Source organism: Flavobacterium sp. (assembly GCF_024710485.1).
GTDB lineage: Bacteria > Bacteroidota > Bacteroidia > Flavobacteriales > Flavobacteriaceae > Flavobacterium.
Map to the genome: position 1 here is coordinate 1 of NZ_JANJUQ010000026.1, position 13,673 is coordinate 13,673.

Below are 13,673 nucleotides of genomic sequence, written 5' to 3' on the forward strand. Positions count from 1 at the left end.
ATTGCACAAGGCAAAATTTGGAAAGGAGAGCTCAAGAATCGTGCTAAAGACGGATCCGTGTATTGGGTAGATACCACTATTGTTCCATTTCTAAATAGCGATGGCAAGCCATACCAGTATGTATCCATTCGCTATGATATAACCGAACGAAAAATTGCAGAAGAGCAATTATTAAAAAAAATAAAAGAGATTTCCGATTATAAATATGCCTTAGACGAATCATCAATTGTAGCCATTACAGATCAAAAAGGAATCATCACGCATGTTAATGATAATTTTTGTAAAATTTCAAAATACAGTCGTGAGGAATTATTGGGTAAAGACCATAAAATAATTAATGCTTCCTATCATCCTCCTGAATTCATCAAAGGATTATGGCAAACAATTGCGAAAGGACGTGTTTGGAAAGGAGAATTAAAAAACAAAGCAAAAGACGGCACAGCCTATTGGGTTGATACCACTATAGTTCCTTTTTTAGATGAAAAAGGCAAGCCTTATCAATATGTAGCCATTCGATCTGATATCTCAGAGAGAAAAAAAGGAGAAGAAAAAATTGCTGAAATGCTTATAAATACAGAATATCAAAACAAACAATTGGTTGACTTCTGTAACATAGTATCACACAATTTAAGAGCGCCATTAGTAAATATAGCCATGCTGCTCGATTATGTTGAATCTACTAATGAAGTGGATGAAAAAAATGAAGCACTACATAAAATCAAGCCCGTTATTAATCATCTCAACGGTCTATTGGATGAACTTGTTGAATCATTGCAGGTAAGACAAGATACTGAAATAGAGTCGGTTGAAATAAATATTGATGAGATTTGCAAGAAAATATTAATCGGATTTGAAGGTCAAATCAAAATGTATAAAGCCAAAATCAAATGCGATTTTAGTGAAGTTAACACTATTACTTATCCGCAAATCTATTTGGAGAGCATCTTGACTAATTTAATTAGTAATGCACTTAAATATAAGTCACCGGAAAGAAATGTTGTTGTTGATATTAAGACCACAAAAAGTGCAGATGGAATTATCCTTTCCATAACAGATAACGGATTGGGGATTGATATGAACAAACACAAACACAATATTTTTAAAATACGTAAAGTATTTCACAAGCATCCCGAAGCAAAAGGTTTTGGTTTGTTTATGACAAAAACGCAAGTTGAGGCCATGGGTGGTCGAATTTGGGTTGACAGCACTCCTGATAAAGGAAGTACATTTTATATACTTTTTAAATCCCAAATATCATGAGAAAAATCGAACTACTTGCCCTGGTTGACGATGACGACACCTTTGTGTACATAACCAAAAAAATCATCGAGAAAACAAATTACGTCAAAGAAATAAGGGTCTTTGGCAACGGATTGGAAGCGTTGAATTATCTGAAAGAAAATCTAAATTCAGAATACCAATTACCTGAGGTGATTTTTTTGGATTTATCGATGCCTATTATGGATGGTTGGCAATTTTTAGATGAGTTCAGTCATTTAAAGAATAAAAGAAAGGATAAAATAATAATATATATTTGTTCCTCTTCTATTTCTCCTCATGATATCATAAAAGCAAAAAAGATGAGTTCGGTAAGTGACTTTATCATAAAACCGGTCACAAAAGATAAATTCTCGGAGATTGTTTTATCGCTTTAATATAGAGATAATTATAAACAAAAACAATACGTTTTACCAATACAAATACCGCTTGACAATACACAAGCGGTATTTTTTTAAAAACTAATTAGTAATTTAGTGACTTTGTAAAATAGTAAAAAATATGAAAATTTTAGGAATTGGTTCAAGAATCAACCACGCACAGTATGGTAAAGGTGTGGTTACTAACGTATCTTCTAAGGACTATTGGGTAACTTTTATTGATGGTGGATTAGAAACTATAGCTATTGATAGCGAATTTGAAGTAATTGAAGCTGCCGAAAATGAAGTTGACACGGTTAGCTTTTATGATGTAGAACAAAGCTTATTATCCATACTAAAAAAATGGAACGGATTAGGCGAACCGGTCGCCATTGCTGATAAATGGAAAGGCGGCAATCTGAAATTAGAGCCCGGACAACCCGGTTTGGCTGCTAAAGATGTTCCTATAGACACCTTCTTTCACAAAATTGTAATGTTGCGAGACCGCTTGCGCGTAATGGAACAAAAAATCAACGCCAGTAAATTGGAAGAAATTGAAAAAGTAGAATTGCAACAATACATCACCCGAATTTATGGCAGTTTAACCACTTTTAACGTATTATTCAAGTCACAAAGTGATTATTTTGTAGGCGAAAAATCTAAGTAAACTTTAATCAAAGTTTAGTGTAAAAACTAATCGTATTGTTTACTTTTATACATTAAATCTAGATAATTATGAAAAAAACAGTATTGGGAATCTTTGCCATCGGATTGATTGTTTTTGGCTGTAAAAGTTCTACTGCGCCGGATAAAAGCAAAACATTAAACTTAAGTTTCGAATCTAAAAGTGGAAGCAACGTTACCGGTTCGGCCGTATTTACCGAAAAAAATGGAGAAGTAACTTTCACCGCCAAACTTTCCGGTTTAAAGCCGGGAGTTCATGCCATTCACATTCATGAAAAATCAGATTGCTCAGCACCTGATGCCACTTCTACCGGAGGCCATTGGAATCCTACGTTTAAAAAACACGGAAAATGGGGCGAAACTGAATACCATAAAGGTGATATCGGTAATTTTACAGCCGATGCGGAAGGTAATGGAACCATTACTATGACAACCAACGAATGGTGTATTGGTTGTGGAGATGAAACCAAAGACATTTTAGGTAAAGGCTTAATTGTACACGACAAACCGGATGATTTTGTTACTCAACCTACCGGAAATGCCGGAGCAAGAGTGGCTTGTACTGCTTTAATCAAATAATTTTATTTGGAAGAACAAGAATATCTATATTTCAAAAATGCACATGAATGGCGGAATTGGTTGCACAATAATCATCAATCCGCCACAAAGGTGTATTTGATTTTTTACAGCGTTAGTTCAGGTATTGAAAGTATGCGCTGGGAAGAAGCTGTACAAGTTGCCATTTGTTACGGATGGATTGATTCCACAGTAAAAAAATTAGATGAAAATCGCCGTAGGCAAATGTTTACACCCAGAAAAGAAAAAAGTGTTTGGAGTAAACTCAACAAGAAGTACATCGAAAAGCTCATAGCTGAAAATTTAATGCATGAAAGCGGGTTGCGCAAAATTGAAATCGCCAAGCAAAACGGCTCATGGGAATCTTTAGATCAGGTTGAAAATCACATACTACCGGAAGATTTATCGCTTGCTTTCGAGCAAAATCCCATGGCATTAAACAATTACAATAGCTTCAGTCCTTCATATCGAAAAAGCTATTTGTATTGGCTTAATCAAGCCAAAAAAACGGAAACCAGAGCCAAAAGAATAGCCGAAATCCTTTCACTTTGTGAGCAAAATATCAAATCGAGAAGTTCATTTTAAATTTGGTTACACAAACATAACCCAGAACTCTCAAAAATAATTTAGCTTTGTCCTGAAAATTGACCATGACAGATGATTAACCCTTCAGTACCCGGTTGGATAGACAAGTTTTTTACGGAACAACATGAATCCCAACACTCGTTTCCGCAAAACGAAGAGGATTTTTATATCAGAACCCGAAATACAGGATTCATTTTTGGTCACATCGTAAGTTTTGATAACACCCTATCTTTTGAAAACGAAGACAGACTTCCTCAGGAGATCACCAAAATAGGAATGCTGAACACGTTATTTCAAATGTACCGATTGGTAAAACAAGATAACGACAAAATCAATTTTGTCAACCAAGCTGTCGCTTTTTACAACACCATGATTCCGAAAGGATTTAATCCGTTGAAAAAGGTTATGGAATCTAGTTCAGTTTCCAGCAAACTGGAAAAAATTATCCACGACAGAGTGCAAACCAATGAGGATATTTTCAGCAAAAATTTTTCTCACGTCATAACAAATGCGCTATTGTTTATTGATGTGCTGGCTTTCAAACAATACCTTGAAAAAGGAAATGTTCCAGAAAAATACTCAACCATCATTGAAGATATAGTGATTAGTACTGTTTCTCTTTCGCTTAAATCAAAAACCGGCTTTTCACCACACGATGACCTATTGGCTAAGTTATTTGAGTCTTCCGTGCGCTATAATAAATTTGGCAATAACAAGATTACAACTATTGATGATTTAGATTTAAGTTACCTGTCTAATACTCTTGAAAAATACTATGTTATAGATTTAGCCGGAATCAGTTTGTGGAGCGATGAAAAAGTAGAAAACGAAGAGCGCTACTTCCTATTCAAATTAGGTGAAATACTTCAAATTGAAGACAAGCACGTTTTAGAAAGTATCCATTTTATCAACACCTTTATACTGAAATACAAAAGCGAAATACCGTATTTCAACTTTTCCAATCCGGTCAAACATTTTTACGATCAAACCACAGAAAGCGTTGCGGTTTTGATTAGCCGAAACAAATCGAGATTGCTCAAAGAAATTTCAGAGAGCAAAGAATTGATGCAACTTTTAGCGAAATCCACCCGCAAAGATTTGGACAAAGAAGAAAAGAAAAAAATCAAAAAACAGCTGTTGGATATTTGCAAAACCATTCCGTCACTAACTATTTTCTTGTTACCCGGCGGCGGTTTGCTGTTGCCTATTTTAATCAAGTTTATCCCAACAATGTTGCCGTCATCTTTCAATGAAAATATCGACAACTAGTAACTGTCAATCCAAGAAAAAGAGTCTGATTTAATCTTGTCTTTATGGTCTTTAATATACTGCAAAAAAGCAGCGGCTACCGGACTCATAGCTTTTCCTTTCAACCAAATCAATCGCCAGTTAGTAATTAGCGGCAATCCCTGAGCCGGCAAAATCACTACATCGCCTTTTTCTAATTCGTTTTTTAATCCGATTAACGGCATTACAGAATAGCCTAAACCCGTGATTACGGCCTGTTTTATAGCTTCGTTGGAGGTCAGCTGCAACCTCATTCTCGGACTGATACCGTATTTTTTCAAATAATGCTCCATTGACGTTTTTGTGGCCGAACCGTCTTCTCTGAATATCAACGGTACTTGGGTAAGAAACGAAGTGTCAGCAGGATCTACCTCATTTTTCGAATTCCTGTGCCCTACCAAAAAAAGCTTGTTTTCCATCAAGACTTCAGATTCCAATGCTATATCGTCGGGTAAAATGGAAACCAAAGCAAAATCAACTTCATTATTCTTCAAACTTTTAATCACTTTTGTCTTATTATTAACATCCATCTCTAATTCGATTCCATTGTTGGTCTTCATAAAATCGGCCAAAAAATACGGAATCACATACTTGCCGGTAGAAACGACTGACAATTTCAATTTCCCCGAAAGAATTCCTTTATAAGCCATAGTTTTATAATTCACGGCATTAACTTCATCTATAATTTTTTGGGCGGCAACGGCAATCTCTTTCCCGAAATCAGTTACGTAAAGTTGTCGGCCGATAACTTCTGTGAGCGGAATATCAAACTGATCCTGAAAGTTTCTCAATTGAATTGAAACGGCCGGTTGCGTCAAAAACAACTCCTCCGCTGCTTTCGTAATACTCTTAGTTTGTGTAATCTTTAAAAAGATTTGGAGCTGATGCAAAGTAAAATTCATAAAAATAGTTTATGTTTTTCATTACAAATATAAATAAAAATATATGAAATATAATTTTCAATTTTGCCCTGTCAAACTTTAAAACAAAAAATCACATGACTAGAATTACTGTAGCCAAAGGAGATGGAATAGGACCTGAAATTATGGATGCCACACTTGACATCATTAAAGCCGCAGGGGCACAACTTGAGATTGACGAAATTGAAGTAGGTGAAAAAGTATATCTATCAGGAAACACCTCCGGAATTGCAGCAGAATCTTGGGACATCATTCGCAGAAACAAAGTATTCTTAAAAGCTCCAATTACTACTCCGCAAGGTGGCGGTTACAAAAGTTTAAATGTGACTACCCGAAAATTCTTAGGATTGTATTCCAATGTGAGACCTTGTATAAGTTTGCATCCGTTTGTGGAGACCAAACATCCGGAGATGGATATCGTAATCATACGAGAAAATGAAGAAGATTTGTACGCCGGAATCGAACACCAACAAACCGACGAAGTGGTGCAATGTTTGAAACTCATCAGTCGTCCAGGTTGTGAGAAAATCATCCGCTACGCTTTTGAATATGCCAAAGTTTACGGCAGAAAAAAAGTAACCTGCTTTACCAAAGACAACATCATGAAACAAACCGATGGCTTATTCCACCAAATATTTGATGAAATTGCCGCCGAGTATCCTGAAATTGAAAATGAACACTGGATTATTGATATCGGTGCCGCTAAAATGGCCGATACGCCGGAGGTTTTTGATGTAATTGTAACGTTGAACTTATATGGCGATGTGTTATCAGACGTAGCAGCTCAAATTGCCGGTTCGGTTGGGTTAGCGGGTTCTGCCAATATAGGTGAAGAATGTGCCATGTTCGAAGCTATTCACGGTTCGGCACCCAGAAGAGCAGGACAAAATGTAGCCAATCCTTCCGGTTTATTGGAAGGCGCTGTAATGATGCTCAATCACATCGGGCAAACTGAAGTAGCCGAAAAAGTGCAAAACGCTTGGTTGAAAACTATAGAAGATGGTATTCACACCTACGATATTTACAAAGAAGGCGTAAGCAAGCAAAAAGTAGGCACTAAAGAATTCGCTCAAGCCGTAATTGCCAACTTAGGGCAAAAACCGAAATTACTCAAAGAAGTTTCTTATGCCAAAGATGTAGTGCTAAATCTCCCTAAGTATGTTAAGAAACCATCGATGAATAAAGAACTGGTTGGTGTTGACTTATTCGTGCATTGGAACGGAACTAACCCTAATGAATTGGCTTCCAAACTACAAACCATTAATACCGAAAATAAACATTTAACTATGATTACCAATCGCGGTATAAAAGTTTGGCCGGATGGATTTAAAGAAACGTATTGCACTGACCACTGGCGTTGTCGATTTAAACCAACCAATGGTAAATTATTGTATCAAAATCAAATCATCAATTTATTAGCCAAAGCACTCGACGCTAAAATTGATGTTATCAAAACTGAAAACCTCTACGAGTTTGATGGCAAAGCCGGATATTCTCTAGGACAAGGACAATAAACCAATTCGGACATGAAGAATTTATTTAGTGTAAAATCAACCGAAAAACTCAAGCTTACTGTCTGCTTATTACTATTATCAAGTGGACTTTATATGAGCTTTAGCAATGATTCATTAATCAGCAATGCAATTTTAGGCATTGGAATTCTAGTTACCAATTACAATTTCAGCAAACTGTTAAATCAATAAAAAATGGCAATCACACAAGAATACAAACTAATCGACGGAACATTTTCAACAGAAAATGCTGATCAAATTTTAACTGCGCTACTGAATTACAAAATAGATTATCACAGTAGAGAAGATTTCAGCAACCATATCCGTTTCAACAGGGATATCGAGCATTCCAAAAAACGTATTCAAGAGCTTACTCAAACGAAAAAAGCGGTTAAGGAATTAATCGCCAACACTCAATCGGACAAATTTAATTTGGTTATAAATAGTACGATTACTGTAAGACTTGAAGAAGCCTAATGTTTGAAGGAAGAAATCTTCTCATTGCTACCAAGCATCGGAAAGAAACAGTGATTGCTCCCTTGTTTAGTGACGCATTCGGGGTTCACTGTTTCACTTCTGATGTAATTGACACCGATAGTTTGGGTACATTTTCGGGAGAAATTGCCAGGAAAAAGAATATCATTGAAACACTACGCGACAAATGTGAACTCGCTGTAAAAGCAATCGGTGCCGATTTGGTGGTAGCCAGCGAAGGCTCTTTCGGAGCACATCCTTCTGTTTTTTTTGCACATGCCGATGACGAATGGATCATGCTGAAAGACTATGCCAATGACCTCGAAATTATAGCTCGAGAAATCAGTACTGACACCAACTTTCAAGGAGAAGCCATTCCCAATAAAGCCGCTTTGAAAGTTTTTGCAGAAAAAGCAAAATTTCCTTCCCACGGCATTATTTTAAAACCCGCAGAAGACAATTACAGTAAAGTGATTAAAGGTTGTCAAAATTGGGACGAATTATCTCTGCATTTCGAAAGATTGAAAAACAATTTTGGTACCGCTTATGCCGAAACCGACATGAGAGCTATGCACAACCCTACTCGAATGAAAGTAATTGCAGCAGTAACCCAAAAGCTGATTGCTAAAATTAAAAGTACTTGTCCTTCTTGCGCCTATCCCGGATTTGATGTTACTGAGGTTAAAGCGGGCTTACCTTGTGAAAACTGCTCCTTTCCTACCCGATCTACGTTAAGTCATATTTACCAGTGCAAAAACTGTGCGCATACAGAAGAAAAACTATATCCACGCCATTTGCAATATGAAGATCCTATGTATTGCGATAACTGTAACCCATAACACATGAATAGAATTTCAACCGACTTACAACAAGCAAAAAGCATCCTTGAAAATGATAACCTGGTAGCCATACCAACGGAAACAGTCTATGGTTTGGCCGGGAATGCTTTCAGTGAAAAGGCCATCAAAAAAATATTTGAAACTAAGAATCGTCCGTTATTCAACCCTTTGATTGTGCATATCCATTCCAAAGAATTACTGAACGACATTGCAACAGAAATTCCCGAGAAAGCCTACCAATTGACCAATGCCTTTTGGCCGGGTTCATTGACTTTAGTGTTGAAAAAGAAAAACAATATTCCTGATTTGGTTACGGCAGGCAAAAGCACTGTAGCCGTTCGAGTTCCCAATCATTCGCTAACCTTATCCTTGTTGCGCTTACTCGATTTCCCTTTAGTAGCTCCCAGCGCTAATCCTTTTGGCTCGATAAGTCCGACTTCAGCGGAACATGTGGCCAATTATTTCAAAGATAATTTACCATTAATTCTGGACGGTGGCACATGTGAAAACGGAATCGAATCAACTATCATCGGATTTGAAGGGGAAGAACCAATAGTTTACCGATTAGGCGCTGTTTCAGTTGAAGAAGTAGAAGCTGTAGTGGGTAAAGTTAACATCAAGAATTCTAAAGAAGCAACACCCGAAGCACCAGGAATGCTCCTACGTCATTACGCACCGAAAACCAAAACCATTTTAACAAATGATATTGATGGCTTCATAAATAACAATCACTCAAAAAATATCGGAACGCTGACCTTTTACAAAAAGTTTACATCATGCAACGTAAAACATCAAGAAATACTGTCGGAGCAAAGAAATTATAAAGAGGCTGCAACCAACTTATATCAGGCGATGCACAGACTCGACCAAATGAATTTAGACTTAATTGTAGCCGAACGATTTCCGGATGAAAATCTGGGCAAATCTATCAACGACAGATTGACTCGTGCTACTAAATAAACTATCATGAATTTAGATTTACTTTTCGACAATTTAACCAATCCGGCTTTATTGTTCTTTATTTTAGGAATTATTGCAACTCGATTGAAAAGCGATTTGGAAATTCCGCCTAACACCTCAAAATTTATTTCCCTTTACCTACTCTTCTCTATCGGATTTAAAGGCGGTCAAGAGTTAGCTCACAGTCATTTTGACATGGAAATTATATGGTCTGCTTTGTTTGGTGTATTACTGGCCATTTTAATCCCTATTTATAGTTTTTTTATACTGAAACAAAAATTCAGTGTAGAAAACTCAGGTGCCATTGCGGCGGCTTACGGCTCTGTGAGTGCGGTTACCTTTGTTACTGCTGTCTCCTTTTTGGAAATTCAGAAGTACCATTACAGCGGACATATGGTGGCCATAATGGCTTTGATGGAAGCACCGGCGATTATTGTTGGGGTGATTTTAATGCGAATGTATGATAAGAAGTCGACTGTCAAAGCCAAATTGAGCCCGATAATTCGCCATTCTCTTACCAACGGAAGCGTACTGTTAATTCTGGGAAGTTTGGTAATTGGTTACTTGGCTAGCGACCAACAAGCCATGGGAATTAAACCTTTTACCACAGACATTTTTAAAGGATTTTTAGCCATCTTTTTGTTGGACATGGGAATAGTTAGCGGTAAAAAACTAGATGTGTTTTTCAAAAGCGGATGGTCACCATTGCTGTTTGCTTTGGTTATTCCTTTGCTGAACGGAGTGATGGCTTCAGTGGCAAGCCAGTGGGTGACTCATGAAATCGGAAACCGATTCATCTTAGCTATCTTAGCAGCCAGCGCCTCATATATTGCAGTACCGGCAGCGATGAAAATAGTCGCGCCCAAAGCCAATCCGGGATTATTTTTACCCATGGCTTTGGCCGTAACTTTTCCGTTCAACATTACTTTCGGAATGCCGATTTATTTGAGCATTATTCTCAACACCTGAGAGACTATGAGAAATTAGATTGGGAATGTTAAGCGATAAACTTCATCCAATTCATCATTCGAACTCATGTTAACTCCCAAATCGGTTACATAACCGGAGTTCAAACCGTAAGTCCAACCGTGAAGTGTTAAATCCTGTCCGTTTCTCCAAGCCCCCTGAACGATAGAAGTTTTGGCCAAATCAAAAACTTGTTCCTGAACATTGATTTCTACAAACTTGTTGAAGCGATCTTCTTCATCTGTAAAAGAATTCAGATAATCCTCGTGTAAACGGTAAACGTCTTTTATGTGACGAATCCAGTTGTCAATCAAACCGATAGATTGGTTACCCATAGCGGCTTTAACACCTCCACAGCCGTAATGACCACACACAATAACATGTTTTACTTTCAAAACATTTACAGCGTAATCCAATACGCTTAACATGTTCATATCGCTGTGTACAACCATGTTGGCTATGTTTCTGTGTACAAAAACTTCTCCCGGTTTGGCGCCAATGATTTCGTTAGCCGGTACACGACTGTCAGAACAACCAATCCATAATAATGGCGGTTGTTGTCCCTTGGCTAAATCTTTAAAATAGTCTTTGTCAATAGCTAATTGAGATTCAACCCAATTCTTATTGTTGTCTAAAATTTTTTTGTAAAAATCGCTGCTCATTTTATTTATTAGTTAGTGTTTAGGTTAAAATTTATTTAATTACCGGTTCCATTTTCCGCTTCATTACATTATAGCGGTGTTCAATGGTAACCGTATTCTTGTTTCCCTTTGAATTCTCCAATTTGTAGCCTTTTTTGAACCCAACTAAGGTAACATTAATATTCATTTCCTTGGCTTTAATTTTTTTGAACTCTTTTATTAAGTCTAAAACATCATGGGCAATGTAAACTGTATCGGTAGCATTAATAACAACAGTAGCGTTTTCGGGAATTTCATTTAGGGTTGACTTGATCGCTGATTTATTCAAAAAGGACACTTCTTGTGCAAGCTCAATGTGAATAATATCACCTTCTTGGTATTCTTCCTTACGAAAACGATAAGCCCTTTTAGAATTTCCTATCAAAACAAAAAGAATATTGACAATCATTCCCAAGGCAACACCTTTCAACAAATCGGTGAGGACTACTGCCACAAAAGTGAGAATGAAAGGAATAAATTGGTACACTTTATCTTTCTTCCAAAAATGTTTTAATACTGTAGGATTAGCCAATTTGTAACCTACCAATAACAATACTGCTGCTAAGGTAGCCAACGGAATTTTATTCAGTAATGCCGGAATAGCTATTACACTAATCAACAACAAAAAGCCATGAATAATAGCGGACATTTTTGATTTGGCACCGGCGGTATTGTTAGCAGAGGTTCTTACGACTACCGAAGTCATAGGCAAACCACCTAACAACGAACTCACCAAATTCCCAAAACCTTGCGCTTTTAACTCAACATTGGTGTCGGTATACCTCTTTTGAGTATCCATTCGATCTGCGGCTTCAATACATAATAAAGTCTCAATTGAAGCTACAACTGCAATGGTAGCACCGACAATCCAGACTTTGGAATTGGTAAAAGCAGAAAAATCAGGCATAATAAATATACTTTGAAATTCTTCAATACTGGTCGGAACCGGTAATTTAACCAAATGATCTCCTCCTATTGCTAAACTATTTCCGGTTTGGATAAAAAACTCATTGATTACAATCCCAACAATTACAGCTACCAGAGCCGGCGGAACCAACTTAATCTTATTAAAAAAATCAATTTTATTCCAACCAATCAAAATGGTTAAAGATATGGCTGTGATAATAACAGAACCTAACTGAACATGGTCAAGAAATGAAAAAAACTCCATAAAGTTATTTTGACCATCCGACTGTACAAAAGATTCACCACCAAAGTCTTTGTCATAACCAAAAGCATGCGGTATTTGTTTTATGAAAATAATTACCCCAATACCGGCCAACATTCCCTCGATAACATTATTTGGGAAAAAATTTGAAATGGAGCCGGCCTTTAAAAACCCCAGAAGCAATTGGATGATACCGGCGATGAAAACAGCCGTTAAAAAGACATTAAAGGCGCCTAAATCGGTTATAGCCGTTAATACTATGGCTGTCAAACCTGCTGCGGGTCCGGAAACGCTGAGATGAGAAGTGCTCAAATATCCTACAACAATTCCTCCTACAACTCCCGAAATAATACCTGAAAAAAGTGGCGCACCAGACGCCAAGGCAATACCCAAACACAATGGTAATGCCACTAAGAAAACCACTAAACCTGATGCAAAATCAGATTTAAGGTTTGCCAAAAGATTGATTTTTTTTGTCATTCCTATAAATTAATTTAATACACAATACATCCTACAGAAGCAAGACTGAAAAAAGTAAGTATTAAATTAACTCGGGTGGTGGAGAGAAGATTTCTTCCGCTACGTTATCGTGATGCGATAAGTTTTCATAAATAATTTTTGAATCCGTTTGAAGTTCGGCTTCAGTAAAAGGATAATCAAAACAATTTTTTAAAGTTTTGGCTTCTTTGATATCCTTGTGTATTTCTTCTTCGGAAAAATTATAAAACACAGAAACGTCTGTTCCTTTCTTAATCAACGTCACCACAGTAGGAGTTGCCAGAAAAGAAACAAACAATAATAGCATGAACCCCGAGAGAAATTTCATGGAGTAAAATTAGTAAAGTTATTCGATTAGGGGACTTTTATTGAAAAAATTAACAATTAAAACTATTAAATTTCCTCTTCCAGCCAAGCTTTCAACATCCAAAGCGTTTTTTCTTGCTCTTGGATAAAATCACTCATCATAGAGTTAGTTCCTTCATCATTAATCTCTTCGGATTGTTTTAAGATAACCCTTTCAATCTTGAGCAACTGAGTCAACGAATTTACTATCAAAGCAATAGACTCTTCATCATTATGAATATTCTTCCCGATCGTTATTTTGTTATGAAGAATATAATCCTCAAAAGTATGCAAGGGTGTACCTCCTAAAGTAAGCACTCGTTCCGCTATCAAATCAATTTTAATTTGACTGTTATTGTACAATTCTTCAAACTTTAGATGCAAATCAAAAAAACGTTTGCCTCTGATGTTCCAATGCAAGCCTCTTAAATTTTGATAGAATATTTGAAAGTTAGCCAATAAAATATTGAGCTCGGCGGCTATAATTTCGCTCTCTTTTTTGGGTAAACCCAGACTATTAATTTTCATAAGATTGAATTTTAA

At 36.7% G+C, this 13,673-nt stretch carries 16 protein-coding genes; 11 read left to right on the forward strand and 5 right to left on the reverse strand.

The window, feature by feature from the left end; genetic code table 11:
* From Q0M21_RS06165 to Q0M21_RS06190, 6 genes are all read left to right on the forward strand, one after another.
* Positions 1–1,260, forward strand: a 1,260-nt coding sequence (locus Q0M21_RS06165; RefSeq protein WP_295335749.1) for a PAS domain S-box protein, incomplete at its 5' end; no start/stop codon positions are given.
* Positions 1,257–1,655, forward strand: a complete 399-nt coding sequence (locus Q0M21_RS06170; protein WP_295335752.1) for a response regulator — start codon at positions 1,257–1,259, stop codon at positions 1,653–1,655. The genes Q0M21_RS06165 and Q0M21_RS06170, both read left to right, overlap by 4 nt.
* A 124-nt stretch (positions 1,656–1,779) precedes the next feature.
* The gene (locus tag Q0M21_RS06175; protein WP_295335754.1) at positions 1,780–2,304 is read left to right on the forward strand and encodes a hypothetical protein; all 525 of its coding nucleotides are present in this window, start codon (positions 1,780–1,782) and stop codon (positions 2,302–2,304) included.
* Positions 2,305–2,372: 68 nt separating this feature from the next.
* Positions 2,373–2,900, forward strand: a complete 528-nt coding sequence (locus tag Q0M21_RS06180) for a superoxide dismutase family protein (protein ID WP_295335757.1) — start codon at positions 2,373–2,375, stop codon at positions 2,898–2,900.
* A 132-nt stretch (positions 2,901–3,032) separates the two neighbouring features.
* Positions 3,033–3,482 (forward strand): YdeI family protein, encoded by a 450-nt coding sequence (locus Q0M21_RS06185; protein ID WP_367273712.1) that lies wholly within the window; start codon positions 3,033–3,035, stop codon positions 3,480–3,482.
* Positions 3,483–3,554: 72 nt separating this feature from the next.
* On the forward strand, positions 3,555–4,751 hold the full coding sequence (locus Q0M21_RS06190) for an LETM1-related biofilm-associated protein (RefSeq protein ID WP_295335763.1): 1,197 nt from the start codon (positions 3,555–3,557) through the stop codon (positions 4,749–4,751).
* On the opposite strand, the gene Q0M21_RS06195 is transcribed toward Q0M21_RS06190, so the two are convergent.
* Positions 4,748–5,671 (reverse strand): LysR family transcriptional regulator, encoded by a 924-nt coding sequence (locus Q0M21_RS06195; protein ID WP_295335766.1) that lies wholly within the window; start codon positions 5,669–5,671, stop codon positions 4,748–4,750. The two genes, Q0M21_RS06190 and Q0M21_RS06195, sit on opposite strands and share 4 nt — an antisense overlap.
* A 95-nt stretch (positions 5,672–5,766) precedes the next feature.
* On the opposite strand from Q0M21_RS06195, the gene Q0M21_RS06200 reads away from it, so the two are divergent.
* The 5 genes from Q0M21_RS06200 (at position 5,767) to Q0M21_RS06220 (ending at position 10,442) form a co-directional block, all read left to right on the forward strand.
* On the forward strand, positions 5,767–7,203 hold the full coding sequence (locus tag Q0M21_RS06200) for an NADP-dependent isocitrate dehydrogenase (protein WP_295335769.1): 1,437 nt from the start codon (positions 5,767–5,769) through the stop codon (positions 7,201–7,203).
* A gap of 192 nt (positions 7,204–7,395) precedes the next feature.
* Positions 7,396–7,677 (forward strand): hypothetical protein, encoded by a 282-nt coding sequence (locus Q0M21_RS06205; RefSeq protein ID WP_295335771.1) that lies wholly within the window; start codon positions 7,396–7,398, stop codon positions 7,675–7,677.
* On the forward strand, positions 7,677–8,513 hold the full coding sequence (locus Q0M21_RS06210; protein WP_295335774.1) for a DUF6671 family protein: 837 nt from the start codon (positions 7,677–7,679) through the stop codon (positions 8,511–8,513). Before Q0M21_RS06205 ends, Q0M21_RS06210 begins: the two co-directional genes overlap by 1 nt.
* A 3-nt stretch (positions 8,514–8,516) precedes the next feature.
* Positions 8,517–9,473: an L-threonylcarbamoyladenylate synthase gene (locus Q0M21_RS06215; RefSeq protein ID WP_295335777.1), complete on the forward strand. Its 957-nt coding sequence runs from the start codon at positions 8,517–8,519 to the stop codon at positions 9,471–9,473.
* Between the two features lie 6 nt (positions 9,474–9,479).
* Positions 9,480–10,442, forward strand: a complete 963-nt coding sequence (locus Q0M21_RS06220) for a sodium-dependent bicarbonate transport family permease (protein WP_295335780.1) — start codon at positions 9,480–9,482, stop codon at positions 10,440–10,442.
* A gap of 14 nt (positions 10,443–10,456) precedes the next feature.
* Here the strand turns inward: Q0M21_RS06220 and can are convergent, their stop codons facing one another.
* The 4 genes from can to Q0M21_RS06240 all read right to left on the reverse strand — a co-directional run bounded on the left by can (position 10,457) and on the right by Q0M21_RS06240 (position 13,658).
* Complete coding sequence (can, locus tag Q0M21_RS06225) at positions 10,457–11,101, reverse strand: carbonate dehydratase (protein ID WP_295335782.1); 645 nt, start codon at positions 11,099–11,101, stop codon at positions 10,457–10,459.
* Positions 11,102–11,132: 31 nt separating this feature from the next.
* Positions 11,133–12,767: a SulP family inorganic anion transporter gene (locus Q0M21_RS06230; RefSeq protein ID WP_295335785.1), complete on the reverse strand. Its 1,635-nt coding sequence runs from the start codon at positions 12,765–12,767 to the stop codon at positions 11,133–11,135.
* Between the two features lie 61 nt (positions 12,768–12,828).
* Positions 12,829–13,113, reverse strand: coding sequence for a hypothetical protein (locus tag Q0M21_RS06235; protein ID WP_295335788.1), 285 nt, complete (start codon positions 13,111–13,113; stop codon positions 12,829–12,831).
* A gap of 65 nt (positions 13,114–13,178) precedes the next feature.
* The gene (locus tag Q0M21_RS06240) at positions 13,179–13,658 is read right to left on the reverse strand and encodes a Dps family protein (RefSeq protein ID WP_295335791.1); all 480 of its coding nucleotides are present in this window, start codon (positions 13,656–13,658) and stop codon (positions 13,179–13,181) included.
* Positions 13,659–13,673: the final 15 nt, after the last annotated feature.